Annotated in this window: 25 protein-coding genes; 4 read left to right on the top strand and 21 right to left on the bottom strand. The window is 53.0% G+C overall.

Features of this window, described 5'->3' with window-relative positions; translation table 11 throughout:
• Nucleotides 1–63: 63 nt before the first annotated feature.
• The 3 genes from gatA to B1C80_RS12630 form a co-directional block, all read right to left on the bottom strand.
• Nucleotides 64–1,488, bottom strand: a complete 1,425-nt coding sequence (gatA, locus tag B1C80_RS12640; RefSeq protein ID WP_077921453.1) for an Asp-tRNA(Asn)/Glu-tRNA(Gln) amidotransferase subunit GatA — start codon at nt 1,486–1,488, stop codon at nt 64–66.
• A gap of 119 nt (nt 1,489–1,607) precedes the next feature.
• The gene (locus B1C80_RS12635) at nt 1,608–1,817 is read right to left on the bottom strand and encodes a twin-arginine translocase TatA/TatE family subunit (protein WP_077921744.1); all 210 of its coding nucleotides are present in this window, start codon (nt 1,815–1,817) and stop codon (nt 1,608–1,610) included.
• A 179-nt stretch (nt 1,818–1,996) separates the two neighbouring features.
• Complete coding sequence (locus B1C80_RS12630) at nt 1,997–2,458, bottom strand: YkvA family protein (RefSeq protein WP_077921452.1); 462 nt, start codon at nt 2,456–2,458, stop codon at nt 1,997–1,999.
• Nucleotides 2,459–2,774: 316 nt separating this feature from the next.
• On the opposite strand from B1C80_RS12630, the gene mdh reads away from it, so the two are divergent.
• The gene (mdh, locus tag B1C80_RS12625) at nt 2,775–3,710 is read left to right on the top strand and encodes a malate dehydrogenase (RefSeq protein ID WP_077921451.1); all 936 of its coding nucleotides are present in this window, start codon (nt 2,775–2,777) and stop codon (nt 3,708–3,710) included.
• An 8-nt stretch (nt 3,711–3,718) separates the two neighbouring features.
• Nucleotides 3,719–4,168 (top strand): DUF2846 domain-containing protein, encoded by a 450-nt coding sequence (locus tag B1C80_RS12620; RefSeq protein WP_077921450.1) that lies wholly within the window; start codon nt 3,719–3,721, stop codon nt 4,166–4,168.
• A 303-nt stretch (nt 4,169–4,471) separates the two neighbouring features.
• Here the strand turns inward: B1C80_RS12620 and B1C80_RS12615 are convergent, their stop codons facing one another.
• Complete coding sequence (locus tag B1C80_RS12615; RefSeq protein WP_077921449.1) at nt 4,472–6,958, bottom strand: zinc-dependent metalloprotease; 2,487 nt, start codon at nt 6,956–6,958, stop codon at nt 4,472–4,474.
• A 219-nt stretch (nt 6,959–7,177) separates the two neighbouring features.
• On the opposite strand from B1C80_RS12615, the gene B1C80_RS12610 reads away from it, so the two are divergent.
• A complete protein-coding gene (locus tag B1C80_RS12610; RefSeq protein WP_077921448.1) occupies nt 7,178–8,362 on the top strand; it encodes a S8 family serine peptidase in 1,185 nt (394 codons plus the stop codon).
• A 98-nt stretch (nt 8,363–8,460) separates the two neighbouring features.
• On the opposite strand, the gene B1C80_RS12605 is transcribed toward B1C80_RS12610, so the two are convergent.
• From B1C80_RS12605 to B1C80_RS12555, 12 genes are all read right to left on the bottom strand, one after another.
• Nucleotides 8,461–8,919 carry a hypothetical protein gene (locus B1C80_RS12605; protein WP_236648746.1) on the bottom strand — a complete coding sequence of 153 codons (459 nt, stop codon included), beginning with the start codon at nt 8,917–8,919 and terminating at the stop codon, nt 8,461–8,463.
• A 157-nt stretch (nt 8,920–9,076) separates the two neighbouring features.
• A complete protein-coding gene (locus tag B1C80_RS12600; protein ID WP_077921446.1) occupies nt 9,077–9,493 on the bottom strand; it encodes a hypothetical protein in 417 nt (138 codons plus the stop codon).
• Nucleotides 9,494–9,594: 101 nt separating this feature from the next.
• On the bottom strand, nt 9,595–9,897 hold the full coding sequence (locus B1C80_RS12595) for a DUF1330 domain-containing protein (protein ID WP_077921445.1): 303 nt from the start codon (nt 9,895–9,897) through the stop codon (nt 9,595–9,597).
• Between the two features lie 137 nt (nt 9,898–10,034).
• Nucleotides 10,035–10,973, bottom strand: coding sequence for an ADP-ribosylglycohydrolase family protein (locus tag B1C80_RS12590; protein WP_077921444.1), 939 nt, complete (start codon nt 10,971–10,973; stop codon nt 10,035–10,037).
• A 67-nt stretch (nt 10,974–11,040) separates the two neighbouring features.
• Complete coding sequence (locus B1C80_RS12585) at nt 11,041–11,652, bottom strand: DUF6624 domain-containing protein (protein ID WP_077921443.1); 612 nt, start codon at nt 11,650–11,652, stop codon at nt 11,041–11,043.
• Between the two features lie 545 nt (nt 11,653–12,197).
• Nucleotides 12,198–12,743 (bottom strand): alpha/beta hydrolase, encoded by a 546-nt coding sequence (locus tag B1C80_RS12580; protein ID WP_077921442.1) that lies wholly within the window; start codon nt 12,741–12,743, stop codon nt 12,198–12,200.
• Nucleotides 12,744–12,808: 65 nt separating this feature from the next.
• Complete coding sequence (locus tag B1C80_RS12575; protein WP_077921441.1) at nt 12,809–13,171, bottom strand: nuclear transport factor 2 family protein; 363 nt, start codon at nt 13,169–13,171, stop codon at nt 12,809–12,811.
• Between the two features lie 204 nt (nt 13,172–13,375).
• Nucleotides 13,376–13,801, bottom strand: coding sequence for an EthD family reductase (locus tag B1C80_RS12570; RefSeq protein WP_077921440.1), 426 nt, complete (start codon nt 13,799–13,801; stop codon nt 13,376–13,378).
• 144 nt (nt 13,802–13,945) lie between these two features.
• Complete coding sequence (locus tag B1C80_RS28405; RefSeq protein ID WP_161492753.1) at nt 13,946–14,107, bottom strand: hypothetical protein; 162 nt, start codon at nt 14,105–14,107, stop codon at nt 13,946–13,948.
• Between the two features lie 162 nt (nt 14,108–14,269).
• Nucleotides 14,270–14,722 (bottom strand): DUF5990 family protein, encoded by a 453-nt coding sequence (locus B1C80_RS12565; protein ID WP_077921439.1) that lies wholly within the window; start codon nt 14,720–14,722, stop codon nt 14,270–14,272.
• 72 nt (nt 14,723–14,794) lie between these two features.
• Nucleotides 14,795–15,286, bottom strand: a complete 492-nt coding sequence (locus tag B1C80_RS12560; RefSeq protein ID WP_077921438.1) for an SRPBCC domain-containing protein — start codon at nt 15,284–15,286, stop codon at nt 14,795–14,797.
• Entirely contained in the window at nt 15,283–15,603 is a 321-nt protein-coding gene (locus B1C80_RS12555) for a helix-turn-helix transcriptional regulator (protein ID WP_077921437.1), read from the bottom strand. The genes B1C80_RS12560 and B1C80_RS12555 overlap by 4 nt, the downstream gene beginning before the upstream one ends.
• A gap of 452 nt (nt 15,604–16,055) precedes the next feature.
• Here B1C80_RS12555 and B1C80_RS12550 point away from each other — a divergent pair, with 452 nt between their 5' ends.
• The gene (locus tag B1C80_RS12550) at nt 16,056–16,622 is read left to right on the top strand and encodes a hypothetical protein (protein ID WP_077921436.1); all 567 of its coding nucleotides are present in this window, start codon (nt 16,056–16,058) and stop codon (nt 16,620–16,622) included.
• 839 nt (nt 16,623–17,461) lie between these two features.
• Here B1C80_RS12550 and B1C80_RS12540 read toward each other — a convergent pair.
• The 5 genes from B1C80_RS12540 to B1C80_RS12515 all read right to left on the bottom strand — a co-directional run bounded on the left by B1C80_RS12540 (nt 17,462) and on the right by B1C80_RS12515 (nt 21,721).
• Nucleotides 17,462–17,995, bottom strand: coding sequence for a hypothetical protein (locus tag B1C80_RS12540; RefSeq protein ID WP_077921435.1), 534 nt, complete (start codon nt 17,993–17,995; stop codon nt 17,462–17,464).
• A gap of 365 nt (nt 17,996–18,360) precedes the next feature.
• A complete protein-coding gene (locus B1C80_RS28995; RefSeq protein ID WP_077921434.1) occupies nt 18,361–18,579 on the bottom strand; it encodes a hypothetical protein in 219 nt (72 codons plus the stop codon).
• A gap of 172 nt (nt 18,580–18,751) precedes the next feature.
• Entirely contained in the window at nt 18,752–18,973 is a 222-nt protein-coding gene (locus tag B1C80_RS12525) for a hypothetical protein (RefSeq protein WP_218964765.1), read from the bottom strand.
• 343 nt (nt 18,974–19,316) lie between these two features.
• Nucleotides 19,317–19,907, bottom strand: coding sequence for a PD-(D/E)XK nuclease family transposase (locus B1C80_RS12520; protein ID WP_077921431.1), 591 nt, complete (start codon nt 19,905–19,907; stop codon nt 19,317–19,319).
• 41 nt (nt 19,908–19,948) lie between these two features.
• On the bottom strand, nt 19,949–21,721 hold the full coding sequence (locus B1C80_RS12515) for a hypothetical protein (protein ID WP_139361646.1): 1,773 nt from the start codon (nt 21,719–21,721) through the stop codon (nt 19,949–19,951).
• Nucleotides 21,722–22,315: the final 594 nt, after the last annotated feature.

The following is a 22,315-nucleotide window of genomic DNA, read 5'->3' as shown; positions in this document are numbered from 1 at the left end:
ATTTACTAGCGCGGGCCTGCCGGCACCGCCTACCAGAACGATAGCTACAAAAATGATGCAGTATTAAACCCTGTCACACAAATGTCTGCCCAGCGCCACCAGCGCTCCTTCCTGAAAGGGGGGAGCCATCAGTTGCAGACCGATGGGTAAACCCGCCGGGTCGGTTCCATTCGGAATAGAGAGGGCCGGATACCCTACCACATTGGCCTGAACCGTAAAGATATCAGCCAGATACATCTGCAGCGAGTCTTCCGTTTTTTCTCCCAGCTTAAAGGCTGTTGTGGGTGTGGTGGGCGACAGCAGGAAATCGTACTCAGCAAACACGCGCTCGGTCTCGTCGCGAATCAGTCGCCGTACCTGCTGGGCTTTGGTATAATAAGCGTCGTAATAACTGGCGCTCAGGGCAAACGTACCGAGCAGAATCCGTCGGCGTACTTCGGCACCGAAGCCCGCCGTTCGACTTTTTTTGTACAACGACAAAAGGTCCGTTACTGATGTATCGCGGAACCCATATCGTACGCCGTCGAAGCGCGACAGGTTCGACGACGCTTCGGCGGTAGTCAGGATATAATAGGTAGGCAGGAGCGAGTTGAGCAGCGACAGCTCGACCGGCTCGACCGTATGGCCTGCTCCGCGCAGCGCATCGATCGTTTGTTGGGTCGCTTCCCGGATGCTGGCATCAACGCCAGTGCTCTCGATTCCGTCGCGGAGATAGGCAATCCGGAGGGGACGCTCCGGCAGTTGCGCGCTGGCATAGGCCGATACGGGTTGGCTCGATACGGTACTGTCAAATTCATCGGCGCCGGCCATCACCTCCAGCAGCAGCGCGGCATCGTCGGGGTTGTTGGCAATGGGGCCAATACAATCGAACGAAGACGCATAGGCAATCAGGCCCCAGCGGCTGACACGGCCGTATGTTGGCTTAAGACCGACTACCCCGCAGAACGCAGCGGGCTGGCGTACCGAACCGCCGGTGTCGGAGCCAATGCTGGCCAGGCATAAACCGGCCTGTACGGCTACCGCCGACCCGCCACTACTTCCGCCCGGCACCCGCTCAGGATCGGCGGCATTGCGTACCGGACCGAAAGCGGAGTTCTCGTTCGAGGACCCCATGGCGAATTCGTCGCAGTTCTGGCGACCGATAATAATGGCATCTTCGCTAAGGAGCCGCTCTACGGCGGTGGCGGTGAACTGGGCCGTAAACCCATCCAGAATCCGGCTGCCGGCCCGAACGCCGTGGCCGGCATAACAGAGAACATCTTTAAGGCCAATGACCATACCGGCCAGTCGACCGGCGGTACCGCTGGCTAGTTTCTGATCAACGGCATCGGCTTGCTGACGGGCTTCGTCGGCGTATACGTCGGTAAATACGTTGAGGTGCTGATGGTCGGCAATGCGGGTAAGGTAGTGCTCAACCAGTTGGCGGCAGGTGACGGCCCCGGTTTTAAGATCAGCCTGAACGGAGGTAAAGCTACGGTATACGGTCACAGGAAGGCACGTTTGTCAGTCTGGAGCGCAGGCCGGCTCCGGGCTGATAAATTAAAAGCAGACAACTGAGCGGCTCCAGTAGTGGGGCGGCTCAGTTGTCTGCTTCTGAACGGAAAACTTTATTTCGTTGGATCTGATTCTTTCAGACCATCTTCGATATTCTCACGGACGTCTTTGGTAGCGTCCTTGAACTCGCGAATGCCTTTGCCAAGACCCCGTGCCAGTTCGGGAATTTTTTTCGCGCCGAACAACAGGAGCAACGCCAGGAAAATGAAAACCATCTCCTGACCGCCCAAACCCATAAATGCCAATACGTTTGCGGAAATCATGATTACTGGGATTTGAATGTATGCAAAAATAGAAAACTCTAGTGGACTATCGATTAAAACCTGGTGAAACTTACGCAGAAACAGAGCGATTAGTTTGTTTCCCCGTTCGTAATAGGAGGCAGAAGCCACATCCGAAGCCTGATCGGCCTGGCTGGCTTCTGCCTTACTAAACGCCGTAATTAACCAATTCTAATCGTTTCGGGCCGACGAGGGGCCTCGTCCTGCGGGGTAGTGGCCGTCATTTCCCACTGCCGGAATTTGTCGATATCGTCTTTCATGCCGCTGAACAGCCAGAGCATTAGAGCAATATCATCGGTCAGCCCCACGATCGGCAGAAAGTCGGGCAGGATATCGATCGGCGATACGAAATAGATCAGCACCGCAATCACCCGGATCAGGGTTTTCCAGGGCAGCTGCCGGTATTCGCCCGATGCATAGGCTTTAAGCAGGCGGGTAACAATACCCAGCTGTTCGCGAAAAGCCGCGATGTTTTTGCCCGACAGACCGCCACTTTTGTTCAGGGCGTCGCGGATCAGCTGGTACAAACTACGGGTATTGCGGGCGTAGCGGACCGCACCGAGGTTTGCCCGCTTGAAAAAGATAGAACTTAGGATTCGGGTTATGAGACTTTTGTTTGCCATTGGTAAATAGTTGTCAAAAGATCGACTGAACGCTAACGACGCCATTCGGTCTGAGCGTATAACAATATTTTTACCAGAATTGTCCATAATTCGACTGAAAGGCCGCGGTTGTGGACGATAGACCGGATGAACGGTGCTGATCATACGAGAGTGGGCGCTGGCAAAATGGTCATTCATCAAGCAGTCTGGCACCGCAGGCAGTTCCTGGCCCGCTCGCTGGTCCCCAGCCTAAACTTGTGGGTTATTTTGTTGGTTTGTGCGGGGCCGCAACTGTACTTTTGCGCCCTGTTGTTAACCCTTTAATTCCGAATACGCTATGAAAGTGACCGTAGTAGGAGCAGGAGCCGTTGGGGCTACCTGTGCCGACAACATTGCCCGCCGGGAACTCGCTCAGGAAGTGGTGCTCCTGGATATCAAAGAAGGCATCAGCGAAGGTAAATCGCTCGATATGCTTCAGGCATCGACCTTGCTCGACTGCGACGTGAAAATCACCGGATCGACCAATGATTACGCCAAGACGGCTGGTTCCGATGTGGTCGTTATTACCTCGGGGTTACCGCGCAAGCCGGGCATGACCCGCGAAGACCTGATTGGTATCAACGCTGGTATTGTCAAAGGGGTTACCGAGAATATCCTGAAGCATTCGCCCGATGCGATCTTCATTATCATATCGAATCCGATGGATACGATGACGTATCTGGCGCTGAAATCGTCGGGACTGCCCAAGAATCGGGTAATCGGCCTGGGCGGAGCGCTGGACTCGGCTCGTTTCAAAACCTACCTGTCGCTGGCGCTCAACTGCTCACCCAACGACCTGCAGGCTAGCGTAATCGGTGGTCACGGCGATACGACCATGATCCCGCTGACCCGTCTGGCTACCAAAGCAGGGGTGCCCGTAAGCCAGTTCCTGGACGAAGAGACGCTAAAGAAAGTAGCCGCCGATACCATGGTAGGGGGGGCTACGCTGACCGGTCTGATCGGCACGTCGGCCTGGTACGCACCGGGTGCGGCCGGCGCCTATATGGTCGAAGCCATCGTACGTGATCAGAAGCGCGTGATCCCATCCTGCGTGTTGCTGGAAGGCGAATACGGTCAGTCGGACATCTGCCTGGGCGTACCCGTAGTGCTGGGCCGCAATGGCTGGGAAGAAATCATCGATTACAAACTGAACGACGACGAGCAGGCGGCTTTCAACAAGTCGGCCGATGCCGTTCGGAGCATGAACAATGTGCTGAGCACACTAAGCCTGTAAGCAATCCTATGAAAACGTTCGTTTGTGGATTCCTGGGCCTTCTGTTGCTGACTGCAACGGCCTTCCGGAGCGATAGTCGTTTGGCGCCGGCTGGCGCTGATTACGCCACGGTTATTATCTATCGGGGCGGGCAGGCGTTTGCGCTGGGGCTGAACTACAGCATTTTTGCCAACGGCGAGAAAATCTGTAAGCTGAGCAACAATCGCTACATCGAATACAAAGCCAAGCCTGGCAAACTGTCGCTGACAGCCCAGCGGGGTGGTATTGAAGTGTTTAAACGGGAGACCGGTATCGACCTCGACGTAGAGGCTGGTAAAAAGTACTTCGTGCAGGGCGATGTGAAAAGCAGCCTGATGCGCACCCGGCTCGAACTGTCGGAAGTAACCGAGAACACGGCGAAACGCAATATGGCCGATATGACAGTAGACAACTGCCAGGAAGCGCTGGATAGTAAATAAACGGACGTATCCCTGCCTGAAAAACCCCGCCGGAATTACATCTGGCGGGGTTTTTTATGTTGGTGAAAAATGGTTGAATGAACACCTGGTGCTGGAGCACCAACTGGCCACGGCGGCCGGCCGGAGCGAACTGCGCCCCCGAGTCTACCCGGCAGTAGACCTGTAGCGGTGCGTTTGTTTATGACGGGCTATGTACGGCACCAATAAAACCGCACGGCTGGTAAAAGGCCGTGCGGTTGGCTGAACTGCAAGTAAAAAACATACCAGCTGGTAGGTACGGATCGATGAGGATACCCGCCCAGGTCAGGGCTGCCAGTCGCAGTCGGGTAACCACTCCTGACCGGGGTCGATGGGCGCTCCATCGGGTGGGGCCTGGGCCGCTACGCTGACCACCCGGTCGGGCGAGTCGCGATACTGCTCAATCAGCCAGCGGTGGTAGTCATAGCGGTAGGGCGATGTGGTTTTACTCCCCGCATACAGGGCGTTGATCCGCATGAGGGCCTCGTGGACGGTAGCGCGTACACTGCCGTCGGCTTCTTTGCTGGTGGCCAGCTTGATCAGCTGATCCAGATAAAGCCGCTCGGTCTGGCGGGCAATCTCGCCTTTGTACCCATCCTGATTGATGAACGGCGATTTGACGATAGCATCGCGGAGTTTGTCGAGAACATCGTTCAGGCCGGGCAGCGCCGGACTCAGGGCTTTCTGACGGACCAGCCGGGCGCAGCGCTCGGGGTTGAGCAGCATCCGTAAGGTCATGCCAGCGGCCGTTTCGGGGGGGCTAAGGGCATCGAAGGCGAGTCCCGTACGGCGTTTGAATACTTCCCGCGTGTTGGGGTCGTAGCGGAACGGACGGGGCGGAATCATGGCCAGTATGGTCGACGGAACGGCCAGGGTAGCCGGGTCGAGGGTTGTCATCAGCGCATTGAGGGCCCGGTTCTGCTCGGCGGCCGGCACCACAGACAGTACCGCCTGGCCATCGCCCCGCAGGGCGTTGGTATAGGTCTGCCCGCCGACGACTTTCGCGACCGATTCTACCTGATACCGATGGAAGAGATACATCGGCACCAGCACCTCTTCGAGGGTAGCCATGGGCATACCCGCCGGAATTTTCTTGTCGGTAAAGTTGCTGAGCGCAGCCTGGCGAACGCCCATGACCCGCTGGAGTTCATCGACCGCGTTGGCGCCGTTGTCCCACAGGTGCGTGGCGGGGTGTACCGAGCCTTCGGGGCGCGCATCCTGATCGGTCAGAAACGACAGGCCGGTTGCCTGCATATCCTGCACCAGTTTGTTCAGCGCCTGTTTTTCGCTGGTGCCGGCCGCAAACTGCTCATAGCCATAGCGGATGCTCCATTTGTCGTAACTGCCGATTCCTTTGGCATAGGCGTCGGAAAGGTCAATTTTAGCGCCTTTCAGCTTCGCTACCATGGTGGGGTAGTCCATTACCGAGGCCCGGCCAAACTCGCCACCGCCCTGCGTACTGGCTATGTAGTTGTGGGGCAGGCCAAGCGTATGACCCACTTCGTGGGCGGCCAGCTGCCGGAGCCTATCGAGCGACATCTGCATCAGTTCGTTGACGTGCGAGCTGTCGGTATCGAACTGACCAACCAGGCCCTGCGCAATCAGGTAATCCTGGCGTACGCGCAGCGAGCCGAGGGTTACTTTTCCTTTCAGAATCTCGCCAGTGCGGGGATCGATGATGCTGGCACCGTAGCTCCACCCACGCGTGGAGCGGTGAACCCACTGGATGAGGTTATACCGGATATCCATCGGGTCGGCATCGGGTGGCAGCAGCTTAACCTGAAAGGCGTTGCGGAAACCGGCCGCTTCGAAGGCCTGATTCCACCAGGCTGTACCTTCCATGAGTGCCGACCGGATGGGTTCCGGCGCACCGGGGTCCATGTAGTACACGATGGGTTTAACCGCTTCGCTGACCGCGGCCGATGGGTCTTTCTTGACCAGCCGGTGCCGCGAGATGTACCGTTTGGTTATGGGCTGGCTGACGGGCGTGGCGTAGTCGAAGAATTCGATGCCGCCGTAGCCGATGCGGGGATCGAACAGGCGTGGTTTGTACGCATCCGGACCGCTCAGCGGGGGCAGCTCCACAAACGAATGGTGCTGGTGCATGGTAACGGTCGAGGGAGTCGGGACCACCTCGCGCAGGTACTCGCCGGGCGAATCGCCGGTGAGGGTAATGATCGTCTCAAATTCGGTATTCTGCGGAAAGGCTTTGCTGCGGGGCATGTACATAGCACTGCGCGTGGCGTCGAGCCGGTAGGTGCCCTGCCGGGTGCGGGCAATGGCCTGGGCCGCTCCTACGGCATCCTGCATCAGAAAAGACGTCAGATCGACGAGTACTTTCCCGTTCTCTTCGGCCGCGATGTCGAAACCGGCATGAACCGATTTGGCAAACGATTCTTCTACCGCCCGGCGTTCGAGCGGGTCGTTACTGATGGCGCGGTAGGCATAGTTGGGTTCGATCATCAGCACCTTATTGCCGCTGCGCTGAAATTTGACCACGTGTTCCTGACCGAGCCGCCCGCGGTCCAGGCCGATGTCGTTGGAACCGATGCCCTGGGCCAGGGTAGGGTAGTAAAGCAGCTCGGTATCGAACTTGTCGATTTCGAGCCAGACCTTGCCTTTTTTGGCATCCCAGTAAAAGGTCAGGAAGCCGGGGTTGCGCTCCATACCGGCGGTAGCGGCCGCAATGCTGTTGGGTGGGTTAGCGGGCTGCGCCCGTACTGAACAACCGGCCGTTACCAGACCGATCAAAAGCAGTAGTTTGTTCTTCATGTGTATGTAGATTGTATTGCCCGCTCAAGATAAGCGATTTACGACGGATTTCGCACGAAGCAGCCGCTGTTAACGCCCAATCCCATTACTGGTGCTCCGGTAGGTATTGAGATTAGGTTACGGGCTGATAGACACTAAGTTTAATGGCCGATCAATCAATTTGTGGCTCATCCGGAGTATGTTCTGCGTAACTATCTGGTCAGCTAACCCGACTTCCCCATGAACGAAGAACACATCATCCTCCGCGCTCCCTCCGTATCTACCCGCGACATTTTTTCGGGCCGCCCGACCATCCGAACCCCTTTCGAAACCCTGGAATCGGCCGCTGCCGGACTCACCGTTGAGGTGCAGAACATCGACCGGCGCGACCTGGCCGACCTTACCCGCAGCCCTGACGTGGTAGCGGTAGCGGCCAACATTCCCATGAAGCTGATCAAACCGTTCGAGGTGCAGGAGGTGCTGCAGCCAACGGCCACGTCGGTCGCCTGGGGAATACAGGCTGTGGGCGCTGACACATCGCCGTTTACGGGCAATGGCATCGTTGTGGCGGTGCTGGATACGGGTATCGATGCTACCCACCCGGCGTTTGCGGGCGTAACCCTGGTGCAGCAGGACTTCACCGGCGAAGGCGATGGCGACCAGGACGGCCACGGCACCCACTGCGCCGGAACGATCTTTGGCCGGGCGGTAAACGGTACCCGTATCGGTGTGGCTCCGGGTGTGCAGAAGGCGATCATCGGCAAGGTGATCGGCAACGAGGGCGGCAGCAGCGCGGGCATCATCAACGCCATGCAGTGGGCCCTTCAGAGCGGTGCCAACGTGATATCCATGTCGCTGGGGATCGACTTCCCCGGTCTGGTTGGCCAGCTCATCGATCAGGGTATGCCGGCCGAACTGGCTACCTCGCAGGCGCTGGAAGGCTACCGGGCCAACGTACAGCTGTTCGAGAAAATGGCCCAGCTCGTTCGGGCCAGCAGCGGCTTTTTCCAGACAACCCTGCTGGTGGCAGCCGCTGGTAACGAAAGCCAGCGCCCCCGATTCGAGATCGCCGTTAGCCCGCCTGCCGTATCGGATGGGTTTATCTCGGTAGCGGCTCTGGGGCAGAACGGATCGACGTTTTCGGTAGCGCCTTTCTCCAATACCGGGGCCATTGTGTCGGGGCCGGGCGTAGCCGTTACGTCGGCCAAAGCCGGGGGCGGACTCGTCAACATGAGCGGTACCAGCATGGCTACGCCACACGTAGCGGGGGTTGCGGCTCTGTGGGCTGAGCAGCTGAAAACCAACGGCATGTTAACCCCCAACTCGCTGACCGCTCGGCTGGTAGCATCGGGGGTTACGACCAACCTGGCGGTCGGCTTCGATCCGTTCGATATCGGCACTGGTATGGTCCGCGCTCCGCAGTAACCAGCTGGATAAACTTTCGTTGCAAACCTCTGTTGTTAACCTCCGTTCATAACGGTCTGCCAGCATCAGGCAGGGTGCTGGCAGACCGTTGTCAAGGCCTAGTTGCCGACCCGTTTGTATTTTTCGATGATGACGTGGTCGATGCCGAGCTTCTCGATTTTTTCTACTCCTTTCTGGATCAACGTATCGCCAACGATGCGGACGGTAAATTTGAAGGCGTTGTTTTCCCACTTTTTATCCGAGAAATACGCCAGGTTTTCGGTGTAGGTGCTGTCGGTGAGGGTGTACGTACCGCCACCGGCAGTAAAGGCGTGGGACGAATCGGCAGGGACATTGACGGCGTGATTCAGGAACGCAAAATGGGTTGCGTTGAGAATTTTGATCATTTTGTGGGTCGGATCGAAGGTAGAAAACGAGCTGTCTTTCTCAATCGTGGTGGCCGAAACCAGCTCCCAGGTGCCTGCGAGGGGTATGTCGGCTTGTTTCGTCTGACAGCTGCAGAGCGCCGTGACGGTTAGTATTGTCAGGGTAGCCCGGTTCATTCGAAAGTTCGGCATAGTGAATTGGTCCATTGTTTGGCGCCAGCCAGCGCCTGGTGGTGACTGGCGGGCAAGTTAGCCTAAACCAGCGTACCAGGCTTCTTCATCTACCTGAATGATTGAGTTAAGCGGGTCGTACTGACTGATCAGCCGTCATTTGTACTTACGAGTTGATTTATAGGTTGAGTTTACCGAAGCTGTTCGCGTACGTTTTGCCCGGAATGGGGTGGGTGAATTTCAGCGCCGACCAGACCGGGTCCAGGCTAAGCGATTTGCTTTCAACAAGCCCGTAGGTGTAGCCGATCTCGATTACCTTCGGCAGGGTGAGGTCTGTTCCCAGCTGCCGCCCTTTGGGCCACGACACCCAAAGCATGCCGCCAATGTTCAGATGTTCTTTTAAAGCGGCAAACTGAGCATGCATCTGCTGCTGACTGGTGATGAACAGGAAGATGTAATCAAACAAACCGTCGGGTGTCGTCGAAACGTCCAGGAGCGGCAGTTCGAGGCCGCTTATGGTTTCGGCGGGGGCGTCGATGAACAGGGCCCGTCCGCCGGGTCTGATGCCCATTTTGGCCGCAATGGATTTGGTCATGGTATCGGTCGTTGGTTGTTGCTGACTACAACTGCCGGGCTGATAAAACCGTTTTCACCAACCCGAACATCGACCATTCCTGTCTGGCCCAACTCCCCGCCCTATAGTTTTACCCCTTTGATCAGCACCGACGTCCTGACAGACTGTTCTTTCAGGTGTAGAAACTGTTTACGGCTTTCGTCCTGCATGAAGGCGGTAAAGTCAGACTCGTTGTCAAACTCGACCAGGTGTATTTCGTAGGGTTTGTCAATCTGCGACTCGATATAGGCGTCGTCGGTAGGGCGAATGCGGGCCAGCAACCGACCGTTGTAGGTGGCGATGAGCGGAATAGCCACCGCTTCGAACGCATGAAAGGCGTCTTCCTGCCCTTCGTTGATGTAAATAAGCTGGGTGAAATAGATCATGGCGTAAGTCAGGCCTTCGTCCCCGAAAGGGCTAAGAGGTTGTGACTATTCTCAACTACAAACTAACCAAAAGTACTACTATTAATCTACCCGCTTAATCAAGACTAAGGTAAGGGGGCGGATGCCTGGCGGCCGGTTTATGGGTAGCGCGCGGCCAGCAGGTCGGCCAGATCGATAATATCCGTATGCCGGGCCAGGCCGTTTATCCAATGGGCTGGTATAGCCTCATAGCCGTAATAGATGCCCGCCAGGCCGCCCGTCACACAGGCAGTTGTGTCGGTGTCTTCGCCAAGGTTAACCGCTGTCAGCACCGATTCGCTGTAGGTAGACGAGTGCAGGAAGCACCACAGGCTGCTTTCCAGCGTATCGATCACATAGCCCGAACTGCGAATCCGGGATACGTCGAGGGCGGTCAGGTCTGCCTTCAGGGTGCGGTCAAACAGGCTGATCTCGTGGCTATCGATCGGCTGTCCGTCCAGAAACGAAGTAATCTGCTGTTGGGTCTGGGCATACGCAGCCTGTTTCGACTCCCCGTTCAGCAGGGCTATCGCGAACTCGACATAGATGAAGCAAGCCAGTACAGACCTGACGTGGGCGTGGGTAATGCCGGAAACCTGCCGAACCGTTTCGTAGCGGGCGGCCCTGTCCGGTTCTGTGCGGAGCGAAATGGCCAGGGGCAGAATACGCATCAGTGACCCATTTCCATTGCTGTGTTCTGAACGGCCGCCCGAGTCGAGTGGCGACACCCCCAGCATGAGCTGCTGAATAGCCATGTGGGTGGCGTTCCCGATATCGAAGACCTGACCCCGGGCGCTCCAGTGCCCCTGCTGTAGCCAGCGCGAAAACAGACTGGCTATGTCGTTGAGGTCGAGGCCCCGGCAGAGGCTTTCGGCCGTACAGAGCAACATCGAGCTGTCGTCGGAGAACGTACCCGGCGGCTGGTTCCAGGTGCCGTAGCCCGTATAATCGGTGACGGGCTGCTGGGTCAGGTACTCCCGTGACTTGAATTCGACAGGCACGCCCAGCGCATCGGCAACCGCTGCTCCCATCAAGGCTCCTTTTACCCGGTTCTTCATTTACATCTTGTTGGGTTGAACGTCTGTGCTGCCGCACGCTTTTCATTGTTTTTACTAACCTGACTCATCAGCTGGTAAGCCACCCGACTCTCCTGCGCCAGGCATCATACTCGGCCTGCTTCGATTGCCTTTCGCTGGCCGTGAGCTGGGTTGTCTGTTCAGCGTTCAGCTGGGCGGTCAGTTCGGCCAGGCGCTCCTGGATGGTGTTTAACCCCAGCGACTGGCGACGCTGATTCACCTGCTCGACAGAATCGTCGAGTCGATGGGGCACCAGCTGACCCTGTTCGTCATCTACAAACTGAGTGCCATACGACTGGGGCCGATCCTCGTACAGGGCAATCCGGTCCGACAGGAAAGCCATACTGACGGGATCGATGGTTCTCGTCTTTTGCTGCTCGTTCATGAGGGCCAGCGCGCTTTTCATGAACGAAGGTAAGCTAATGGCGTGCTGAACAATCAACCAGGCTGCCTGGCTGGCTTCTTCGCCCACCTGTTCCCGGGCAGGCCAGCCAATCTGGCTGATTAGTGCCTGAAGCCAGCGGGCATTATCGAGATGTACCGCTTCCATCTCGGGGTTATAGCCACTGAAAAGCCTACCTTCGGTGATGAGCCGTTGCCTGACGCTGAAGTCATGCCTGCGTCGTTCGATCAACTCGCGTGCTATGTCAGGATACAACATCTCAATCAGGTTTTAACGGGGCAAGCCGCCTGACGAGGCACAAAACGTGTAGGCCTGTCGCCAGACTTAGCACTGTACAATCGGTTTGCCCAACGCCAGCAAGTGTTGAGGGAGGTGCGCCACTTCACGCGAGATAAATGAATTACCGCCATCGGCACTAACTAGAATCGCCTGAATCGTTTGAAAAGCAAGGAAAACGGCCACAGAGCAGCGGCCGCGACAGCTTTTTGCCAATTGGGTCTGTCAGAGTTGGCGCTAATAGCCTTAGAGCAGTACCATGCAAACACTATACCTGATATAAACCATGCAGTTGCCATGAGCTATTTGGGTTAAAATGGTTTCTGAATAAATAACTGAATACCAGGTGTATATATTGGCTGGGTAACGGTGGTTACACCATATGGGATTAACGCGTCTTTCTAAAGCCGACCTGTCTCTACACGTATGTCGCCCGCTAGCTACAGGCATTTTCAGACCTGAATCTAACCTTCGCCAGGGTTGATGGTAGAAAGTCGGCTCGGTCGATAAGTTCTGAATAGATCGCTTCACAAAGATTTCATATCGGCCGCTACTGCATTTAATGCGTTATCGAGCTGATGTCCACCCCGGTTCAGTTCGCGAAAAGTAGCCTGAGGCAGGTTTTGTTGATAGAGTGCCAGGTGAGAAAAAGGAACTTCATCGTCGTCCTGGCAATGATAGAAAAAAAACGGGATGCCCTTTGGCAACCTATCCGCCACGTTTTCCTGAAGTTTTAACCCTGCTTTCCAGTCTTCATGGCCCTCCCAGAATGGCGTAGCGATTAGAAAGACTCCCTTGATCGTTTTGCTTACCGGATTCTCGGAAAGATACTTTAGTAGCATCGACGCCCCCAACGAATGGCCTGCGAGAATGACATCGCCCGGAGCTTCAGAAATTTTCCTGCCTATCTGTTCAATCCACCCGAAATCAGATGCCGATTCGTTTGACGTTAATTCAGGGTAGTTTACGTCGTATTCGTTACCCAGCAATTCCTGCAGAGAGGCCACTAATGTTGTGTCGGCCTGGTAACCCTCGTCGCCCCCTCCCTGAATAAATAACAGGTGTTTAGCCATGTTTGATGCCTGTTAAATAATGGGCGCTTACCGTTATTAGTTACACCCAACGACCAAGGTCTCAACTACAACTCGTCAGGCTCGATGTTGATAACGAACGCCCGTAATTCGGCAAGTTTGCCGTCTCGAAAACGCCATACGTCGCTGTAGGCGTAATGAGTGGGGTTTCCGCTCTCGTCCTTCATGGTTACGTTGCCAACCGCTACGAGGAAGTCGCCCTCCGCAAGTAAGTCGTCGACCGTGACGATGGGTGGTTCGGTATAGTTCGTGGCCATCCACTGGCGCACGGCTTCTTTGCCTTTGAGGACGGTGTCACCGACAAATGTCCATTCTGTATCGTCGGTGCAGAGCGCCAGAAAGCCTTCATAGTTACCCTCGGCAATCGCTGCGTTGCCCTTCAGCAACAGGGCTTTGTTGTTCTCGGTCATGGTACAGCCTGTCTCGTTACAGATATAGCCGTTTTGCGCCGGCCTGATGAGGTCGTTTGCGCCATCGATGCAGAATCGGCCGGCTCCTTACCCTATAACACACCGGTGTGTGGCTTGTTAGGCAAATTCTGACAAAAAATGGATGAGCGTACCCTGGCCCCGATCGTCATAACCCGGCTACAGGCGCGTTTCGGAAAGGCGAAACTACCTGATTACTTCACTGATCAGGATCACGGGACTGATGTTGGTGTATTTCGGGAAATCGGCCCGTATGGCGTCTCTGTGCGGAGCGATAGCCGCCTGATAATCAGGTAAACTTTTGATGTAAAAAGTGCCGATAGCCATATAGGGTAGCGGAGCGTTGGGCATTCCAGCTGAAACGCCCTTCTCTATGGTATAGCGCACCAGATTAGATCCCAACAACCCGGCAACAAAGGGCATATGGCTTTTTTCGTAGTAATCCATGTCGAACGTTTTGCCGTCTGCGTAGGGGTACATGACCGACACTTTCATCAAGCCTTTTTCAGCAATACCTGCTTTGTTCCCGGATGCAGAGCCGCTCGTTTGTTGAGCCAATGTGGAAAAGCACGCGCCAAAAACTACTAAAACGATCAGGAGCTTAATTTTCATGAGTATAGGGTTTAATGGTATATGGTAAAGGTGTCAGACAGGTAAGGTTACCTGCTGTTGCTTAGGCAATAAAGAGGGCGTAGGCCGTGCTCTTTTTTTACGACCTGTCTCCTGTCGCCCGGGGTCGTTACTTTATGAACGTTGCTACCATACCTTCGACACCTTGACCAGTTTATCCCTGATGCCCACAAGCACGTTATTTTTACTGTCGACCACCAGACAACGGCTTCCCGAAAAAGAGATTTTGTCCTGGGCAGTGGTCAGTGACGAAAGGCTAATCAGCAGGCCGAGTAACATATAGTTCATGTGGTAGTCAGGCGAAACGGGAAGTAGCTGCTCTTCTGCAACGTTCGAGTCGTATTGTCAGGCAGGCGATTGGCAGGCCCGAAGCCGAGTAAAGATAAGTCGTTTACAGCGTATTCGTCAGTCTATCGGCAGCCCGTCAGTCTTGCCTGGGGCACTAGTAGGCTATGTGCCGGCCTGGTCAGAGAGCTTTTCCATGACCCATCCGCCAAAAGGCTTCACAGTGGCAAAAACAGGCTTTCCATCTTTAGTGCTGCCCGGGACTTTGCAGGACCAGCCATACGCGCTGCCTCTCGCTAACGCGTCCTCGAAGTCACCTTCGGGAAGAGGAACTTTCAGTCGGCCATTAGACGTGGTGCCGGCCTGTCCGGCATAGCCGCCTATGGTAATGTACACAAAGCGGTTTCCCGGCGGGCCCTGCACGAACGGACCCGTAAATGAAAGACCCGACTCGTTGGGCTGCTTCAGGTGTACAACAAACCGAAAGGTCAGATCCTGCCCCTTGCCCATTTGTACCTGTACGATCTCGTTCTGAACGCCTTTGCCTTTCTGTAGTCCATACACGAGGCCATCAACCGGGTTTTGCAGCAGGATTATCAAGTTGATTTCATTTACCATAAGATCAGGGTCGGGATTGACCACTGGCAACAACCGGCCTTTCGGTTGTTGCCAGTGTCGATTTAAGGCAATTTATCCTTTTTGTTGCGATAAAGTGGCCAATAATTCGTCCAGGTTTTTCAGGTTCATAGCCGTGCCTTCCCGGAAGCCCATCTCAAGCATTTTCTCCAGGCGGGCAAGCGATTCATTGTAAATACTGACACGTACGGTCGTCTTCCCGTTTTGCTCGCTGAACGTCAAATCCCACTCAGAACCGGGCAACTCTGGGTTTTCATCTTTGTCGGCGAAAGCATTCAGCAATTTGAAATTGGTTTTCGGGCTAATGGACGTGTATGTTTGAATGGACCAGCGCTCGTCGCCTTCGGGGCTTACCATTGCGTAAAACCGTCGGCCGCCAACGGCAAAATCCATAAATTTTGTTTTTGACGTCCAGGGTTTGGGAGCCCACCATTGATCAAGGATTTCCGGCTTCGTATAAGCATCCCATACCAGCGAAAGGTCGGCATCAAACTCTCTGGAGAAGGTTACCGTTTTTGTTGTTTTGTCAACGGTGAAGTCGTTCATTTTTGTTGTTGTTTAAGGGTTGATAATACATCGTCCAGTTGATTGAAACGGGTCTCCCACAGTTTCCGGAACTGGCTCACCCACTGATCAACCTCTTTTATTTTCTCGACTTCGAGGGAGTAGTAGATCTCCCTGCCCTGCTGCTCCTGTTTCACCAGTTCGCATTCGGTGAGGATGCGGAGGTGTTTGGAAACCGATTGTCGGGTCGTATTGAAGTTCTCTGCAATGGCGTTCGGGGTCATGGCCTGCAGGGCAATCAGGGTGATGATGGCCCGTCTTGTGGGGTCGGCTATTGCCTGAAAAATATCTCGTCTCATGCCATATATGGTTTTTCGTGAAACCGAATGGTTGCAAATGTATGCGCAACCATTCGGTTTCGCAAGCTTTCTGAACGAAAATCAGTTGAGATTATCGGCCTGGAGTGGCATCATAAAACGGCTGCTGACTCGACAATTGCCTCATTTTCAATATGCTAATGCGAAATGCGTAGTTTGTGCAACGGTATTTATGTCGAGTCCTGCTTACAGAAACTTTCGTCTTGGCAGGGGGGCATTCCTAAAACGTAAGCCTGATTTGTCGAGTACAGTATAGCCAGCTGCGTAGAGGCTAACATGTAGATCAGTCTGTAAAAAGCAACTTTTACATGTCGTTAACATTCTTTTACTAATCAGTGACAGACGGCGGAACAGAAACGTTTAGCTTTGATGAAATCCTTAAATGGACCTGATCGTATCAGAATACAGATTTATTTCTTAAACCGACAAAGCATATGAAAAAAATAATTTATGCGCTGATCGTACCGCTGATTGTGGTAAGCGGACTGGTATTTGCCGATCGTGAAAGTAAACACGAAGCGTCTAAAAAGGCAGCCTCAAAACCACTCTCTGCTGCTGAACGGAAAGCTGCCTTGAAAAGATGGGAGGCTACCCCCGATGGTATAGCGTACAAAAAATGGGAAGCGTCGCCCGAAGGTAAAAAAGTATATGCCGGTGAAGCTAACATAAGGAAGCATCTAAATGCTTTTACCACTATGGAAGCCGTTGTCACTTCTCTTTCTCTTCCGCCAGGCTCACGACTAGGTTTCGGCCTGATGGTCAGGATTAACGATGACGATTATATTCTTAGTTTTGGACCGGAGAAGACTGACAAAAGTTCGGGAAACCTGACCAACGAATTTCGGCCGTTGCATAGCCTGAAAGTGAACGACCGACTAATTATAAGGAGCCATACTGTATCGCACGCGCCCAAGTATGACTATCCAATACTATCGGGCGATTATGTAGAACGGGATGGTAAACTAATGTATAAACGTGTCCCTCGCAAAGGCGGTTGCTAGTCGAGTCATGCCCTTCGTTGATCGAAGCCCGACCAGTTCGTCATTGGCTGTCGTGTCCACCCAACGCCAACGGGTGTTGATGGTGAGCGAGTTACTCAACTGGACACGAGGTAGTCATACTCTTTACACACCTGTTCGAGTTGGACTGTGCGTCCTGTCACTCCAAGAACGACCACGCTGAACGAAAATCTATTGCCCTACGACCGCCAGCGATGAAACACAATCCACTATCCTCTTGGCTTTGGTAGATTAATCTTCTGAGGATTTGACTCAGTTATTGTAGTACCCAACTCGTCAACTTGAATAGCAATACCACCGAACCGGGCTTCCTCAGCCACGCATCTAATGTTATCAATGTAGCAGATATCAGAAAGGTACAACTCCTTTTCACCATTCAAATACCTTCCCTGACATCCGCCCCCTAAATTGGTGTTGCAATATTTCACTGGTCGCCCAGCTTTATCAGTGGTTCTTTCCGCGCAGGCTCCACACACATGCTTTGGATATCGTGGATCAGTATGCTTAGGTCTTCCACATACTGGGCAGTGATGTTGTGTTTCAATCTCCATTTAACACGTGTTAACCTAGATCATTAAGGCATTCCTGTGCCGCACGAAACGCGGAAATGAAAGCCCAAAACCTACCCGGCCGAGACGTGCTACCTCTCGACCGAAGTCAATCACTACGTTGTCGGCCTTTTTGCTGTTCACCCAACGATTATGAGTGTTGATGGTGAGCGCATAACTTGACTCAACACACGTACCTGTCCTTCACACCCTCGTTTAGATGGGCTGCAAACCCGACTTCAGGACGTGCTGTTTTGCCCGCCAGGAGCGAAATTATAATGCATAATAAAGGGCAATCCCTAGTAAGAATGGTCCAAACCAAACCAGCAAACTTAAACTTGCCCACGCATAATAACTGCGGGTCACTATGTGGGCTTGGGGTAGGGACAGTCGGCTTCTTAACTGGTCTATCGTTAAAGAGTACATTTCTTGCTTTGTCAGACCACTGGTAAAGGCACTCTTCATGCTCAAGCCAGCTTGAAAGGCATCATAACTGTGCTTAGGATATAGCATCACCCCTACAGCCATGCCCCAAAGGGTAAGCCACCAGGCAAAATATATCTTACCCCATCCGCCAGTGGCTATCTCCCAACTAGTAACCGAACTTTCGCCCTTCCAAGTTGTGTCGTATCCTGTCACTAGGTGGTTGATATCGTGCAAATAAATGTTTTTACGTCGGGATTCTAAATTGGGCAGTGGCAAGGCAATGGGGCCAAACTTAATCATGTCCCACTTTTTGTTGATGCCTCCTCCTACACCATAGCCATGCTGCTCGTAAAAGTCATTTAAGGCGTGTTCAATGTTCATCCCTCAAAAAGATTTAGCCCTGGCAAAGCGTTTACGTTGTTGCAGATAACTTGAAATTGGGTAGAGACCTGCTTTTTAATGGCTTCACCCTGTCAACTGCAACCCGCCTGACCAGCCCCAATCTTATCTGATGAGACGTGTGATTTGTAACAGGTAACCTGCCTTGTAAGCGCTTTTTGTATAATGCACCCAACGATCCCATGTGTCGCTGGCGACCGTAGGGAGCCTTTATACACATCGCCCGCAGGTGTTGATGGTGAGCGCGAAACGCCACTGAACACACGTACTCACATCTTTACACACACGGAAGGTTGGGCTGCTGAACCTAGACTTTGGGACGTGCTTCCTGTCGCCGGAGAGCTGATTTACGCAGATTCAGGTCCGTATTGATGTTTGTACTTGGGAGGGTAAAAAGTGATGCCCTCCACAAAATCGAAATCTTTTTTGTTAAAGGTGAACAATTCAACCGGATATGTTAACGCGGTTGCTGCGATAATCATGTCGGCTATGCCCGGTCGTTTCGCATAATGCTCCCAAGTCAGATTGAGTAGTCGACGCGAGATTTCAGCGTCCAAACCAATCACGTTAAACTTGTTGATAGTTTCGACCGTTTTGCGCTACGTTTCATACCCACATACATTTCCGCTTCTGAAATTACACTCAGAAACAGACGGTCAAAACCAAGCTCATCCAATTCCTGAACCATCACGGGCACTCCTCGAAAATAGTCAAACAATACGTTAGAATCGCACAGGATTATCTTCTTTTTGGCCATGCTTTCGCCCGGATTGATGCCATAGTACGTTCATCACTAGCCCAAATACCACCGAAAGCGGCAGGAGTCTCACCAGATTTAGCGTTACTCTTGCGTAGGAGTGGAATCATAACTTCGGGTTCTGGCTCAGTTTGAATGCCATTGTCAATTAACAGCTTTAGAGCTTTGGCGTAATCCTTGTCGTTGACAGTCAGTGTTTTCATTCTATTGTAGCGTATAACACAATATTACAACAACCTTGGCATTGATTTAGCCCTCTATTGTAGCTTTTACTCAAGCTTCAATGCCGGGGTGGTTGGCCTGTCGACCGCGACCCGCCTACGTTTGTCAAAGTTGACTAACTCAGGCGCTAGTCCTATCGACCGGGAGCTACCCAACGAGCCCAAAGCTTGCCTGTCGCCGGTAACCCGCCTTGACTCATTGCATGGACCCGCACCCAACGATCCCATGTGTCGCTGGCGACGTAAGGAGCTTTGACGCACATGGACGGTTGGGGTGTCGGACCTTGAGAAGGGACGCGCTGCCTGTCGCCGGAGACGCTGAATATTAATTGACAGATAGTTGGCTCTGAACTTGAGCTACAAACTCAGTCGATACATTTGCCAATTTAGCCGCTTGTTCAGCCGTCAAACCCATCTGAAGGGCATTTTTGACAGTTTCAGTTTTTACTAAGTTTTCTCTGCGCTCTTCAGCTTCTTCAATCCGCTTCTTTTCAGCCTTAACAGCTTCGGCGTTGGCGGCTGTCACACGAGCAAAGTACGCCCGTTCTTCCGGGGGCATCTTGCGCGTGTCCAACTCGTCAATGGCCCGCTTCAGCCATTCCTCATTCCAGAAAGCGGGGTATTGCGTGGGTTCGGTTGTGTGAAGCGTCTTCATGGTGTACACCAGTTTCTCTAAGTCAGTCTCTATCTCAGCTACTTGCTTGTTAAACTTAGCCAATTCTACGGTGATAAATGTCATTTGATTATCAATGATTTCACCCGTTTCACTCCGTAGATTGGCAACGGTATGAAAATGAGCCTTTGGTAAAATGCTTTTCGCTAAAAGGGCGATGGCGTAGATTTTAGGCAGGTTAGGGTAATCGAACTCAACCCGCTCCACAATGGTGTTAAACTTATGAAACGCGAAAAACTTCATGCATTGCACAAAATGTGGAGTCAGCCCTGCCGTAAGTATGTTCAGCGTTTTCTCAACTGTTTCAAGTTCCGCTGTAACCGTCGATTTTGTTTTCGGAGTTGCTCTACTTCCTGCTTGATCTGAATTACATACAGCATCGTCTCTTCAACTTTTTCGAGCAGTCGCGCGTCCATCGTGGCCGCGTCGTAGCCGTTGCTGACCACGTCGGCCGCCGATGGTACGTTAGGAAGGTGCTGGTGCGTTTTTACGAATTGCGCTACCTCGCTTAGCGGGCGAAGTGCATAATCCGGTTCAAACACGCGGTCAGCCCAGTTGACGGCACTACTTACGCGCAATTTGCCTGCCGTTGGTCGCGCCAGAATGACTTCGCCCTTCTCGTCTACACTCAGTACCTTGTCGGTTTGGGTCAGGGCCGGGCTGTTGATGGTCAGATTCTCCAGCCGCAAACCGGAGTCGTCGGGCTGGTCGCTCACAACGTGCAGGCGGGCGGTGGGTGCGCTGGTACCGATGCCTACGTTGACCCGGTTGCCTAGCACAACTGCATCGCTTATGGACACGCCCGCCCCGGCGCCAATAGCCGTTGCGTTGGTCAGGTTCTGCGCCAGGGCGTCGGCCCCGGTACCAATGAAGGTATTACGCGAGCCACCGTCGCGGTTACCTGTGGTAAAGCCGATATACACATTATCGTCGCCGTTGCTGCCCGCCGGTCCCGCGCCGTTGCCCACAAACGTATTGCGGCTCCCCGTGGTGTTTCCCCGCCCGGAGGCAACACCGAAGAATGTGTTGTTGCGGCCCGTTGTGGTATTGTAGCCGGATTGGTAGCCAACAAACGTATTGGAATCTGAGAGTGCCTGTGCCCCAGCTCCATTACCGAGATATGTACTCATACTACCCGTTTTATTAGCAATGCCCGCGCTACTACCTAAAAACGTGTTGAATTGGCCAGTTGAGTTGCGGTAGCCGCAATTGTAGCCTACAAATGTATTAAATTCACTGGTGTTACTGAAGCCCGCATACGTGCCGATCATTGTATTAGCAGCACCTTGGACGTTGGATCTTCCTGCATTCGTACCAACGGCGACGTTATAGGTTCCACCTATATTATTTCCTCCGGCTTGCTGCCCAATGTACGTATTGCTGTTACCTGACACGTTGGCAAAACCGGAATTTGATCCAATGAACGTGTTATTTCTGCCAAGGTCATTGGCGAAACCCGCTTTGCTGCCAATGAATACATTCCTGGACTCAGTATTATAATATCCCGCCGAGTCGCCGATCATCACATTGTTCGAGCCGTTTTGGTTACTACCTCCGCTGGAAATTCCCACGTAGACGTTACTGTATCCGTTAACATTACCAAAGCCACTGCGCATACCAATGAACGTGTTATAATTGGCAGCTTTACTGCTTAAACCTGCACCACCGCCTACAAAGACATTGTTGTCACCGTTGTTTTGCCAGCCAGTAAAGCTTCCCATCATCACATTGCCTGATCCAGTCGTGGTACCGTTACCTGCCAAATAGCCAACGAAGTTGTTCGAACTACCCGTCGTAGCGTTTCCACCTGCCGATTTTCCGATAAATGTATTTGAGAAACTATCCGTTAGTTTATTACCCGCGTCGTGACCAACGAATGTGTTGTTACCACCACCTAAACCGGGATTCGTCCAAGACGGGTTTAGAATAACATTTAGACTGCTTTCACTGGGTAGATTGGTGGTTGGCCCGGTGATAATCAGATTCTGTCCCCGCGCCTGGCCAAACCCTGCCAGCAGAACCAGCGTACCCCACATAATACAACTGTTGCTTTTCACAAATCAAGAAGGTAAAATATTAATAGATGGACACGTTTTAGGTTATGATAGCACATACATGCTTCGAATGAGCAGCGTTGATCAGCTCACTTGAACTAAATCCAAGACTGGCGTTTTGGGCTAACTCAAAGGCTGATTTGTTCGGCGTTTAGGGCGGCAGTCGCGCTGCCCCGTCTTACGAGTAAAACGAGTAAAAGCCTGTACGCTGCATCAACTTAGGGTTGTACGCAAAGTCGCGAAACTATAAGTTGCACATAATTGGCTACTTATAGTTTCGCGACGATTGTTGAGTATAACTTGCTCAGTATGCTGTTACCTTTGGCCAAAGTAAACAGAAAGAATACTTACTTGAAAGTAAGTATTCGTATTTTTTTAATATTTTTACACAATAAGCAAGTATTTAGTTGAGCAAGCTTCGATAGTTCGGTTTGGGGACATTAATAGCTATCCGAATTACTTCTTCAGTGTCGACCAATACGGTCAACAAAGCTGGGTTGTGTTTGTCAAGTTGATAGTATTCTATGTATCAGTCCTATTGCTTAGACTGTGAATTACCCATAAAGAAACCCGCCACAACCAGAAAGGCTGTGGCGG

Source organism: Spirosoma sp. 209 (genome assembly GCF_002006735.1).
Classification (GTDB): Bacteria; Bacteroidota; Bacteroidia; order Cytophagales; family Spirosomataceae; genus Spirosoma; species Spirosoma sordidisoli.
This window is presented reverse-complemented; position numbering and strand designations above follow the sequence as displayed.

Coding starts and splice junctions, on each gene's coding strand:
- B1C80_RS12635 (WP_077921744.1), bottom strand. CDS start 1,817: ATGATTTCCGCAAACGTATTGGCATTTATGGGTTTGGGCGGTCAGGAG.
- B1C80_RS28405 (WP_161492753.1), bottom strand. CDS start 14,107: ATGAACTATATGTTACTCGGCCTGCTGATTAGCCTTTCGTCACTGACC.
- B1C80_RS12555 (WP_077921437.1), bottom strand. CDS start 15,603: ATGAGACGAGATATTTTTCAGGCAATAGCCGACCCCACAAGACGGGCC.
- B1C80_RS12595 (WP_077921445.1), bottom strand. CDS start 9,897: ATGATCTATTTCACCCAGCTTATTTACATCAACGAAGGGCAGGAAGAC.
- B1C80_RS12550 (WP_077921436.1), top strand. CDS start 16,056: ATGAAAAAAATAATTTATGCGCTGATCGTACCGCTGATTGTGGTAAGC.
- B1C80_RS12540 (WP_077921435.1), bottom strand. CDS start 17,995: ATGAACATTGAACACGCCTTAAATGACTTTTACGAGCAGCATGGCTAT.
- B1C80_RS12575 (WP_077921441.1), bottom strand. CDS start 13,171: ATGACCGAGAACAACAAAGCCCTGTTGCTGAAGGGCAACGCAGCGATT.
- B1C80_RS12615 (WP_077921449.1), bottom strand. CDS start 6,958: ATGAAGAACAAACTACTGCTTTTGATCGGTCTGGTAACGGCCGGTTGT.
- B1C80_RS12570 (WP_077921440.1), bottom strand. CDS start 13,801: ATGAAAATTAAGCTCCTGATCGTTTTAGTAGTTTTTGGCGCGTGCTTT.
- B1C80_RS12560 (WP_077921438.1), bottom strand. CDS start 15,286: ATGAACGACTTCACCGTTGACAAAACAACAAAAACGGTAACCTTCTCC.
- B1C80_RS12520 (WP_077921431.1), bottom strand. CDS start 19,907: ATGAAGTTTTTCGCGTTTCATAAGTTTAACACCATTGTGGAGCGGGTT.
- mdh (WP_077921451.1), top strand. CDS start 2,775: ATGAAAGTGACCGTAGTAGGAGCAGGAGCCGTTGGGGCTACCTGTGCC.
- B1C80_RS12525 (WP_218964765.1), bottom strand. CDS start 18,973: ATGAAAACACTGACTGTCAACGACAAGGATTACGCCAAAGCTCTAAAG.
- B1C80_RS12600 (WP_077921446.1), bottom strand. CDS start 9,493: ATGACCAAATCCATTGCGGCCAAAATGGGCATCAGACCCGGCGGACGG.
- B1C80_RS12620 (WP_077921450.1), top strand. CDS start 3,719: ATGAAAACGTTCGTTTGTGGATTCCTGGGCCTTCTGTTGCTGACTGCA.
- B1C80_RS12590 (WP_077921444.1), bottom strand. CDS start 10,973: ATGAAGAACCGGGTAAAAGGAGCCTTGATGGGAGCAGCGGTTGCCGAT.
- B1C80_RS12585 (WP_077921443.1), bottom strand. CDS start 11,652: ATGTTGTATCCTGACATAGCACGCGAGTTGATCGAACGACGCAGGCAT.
- B1C80_RS12610 (WP_077921448.1), top strand. CDS start 7,178: ATGAACGAAGAACACATCATCCTCCGCGCTCCCTCCGTATCTACCCGC.
- B1C80_RS12565 (WP_077921439.1), bottom strand. CDS start 14,722: ATGGTAAATGAAATCAACTTGATAATCCTGCTGCAAAACCCGGTTGAT.
- B1C80_RS12630 (WP_077921452.1), bottom strand. CDS start 2,458: ATGGCAAACAAAAGTCTCATAACCCGAATCCTAAGTTCTATCTTTTTC.
- B1C80_RS12605 (WP_236648746.1), bottom strand. CDS start 8,919: ATGCCGAACTTTCGAATGAACCGGGCTACCCTGACAATACTAACCGTC.
- B1C80_RS12580 (WP_077921442.1), bottom strand. CDS start 12,743: ATGGCTAAACACCTGTTATTTATTCAGGGAGGGGGCGACGAGGGTTAC.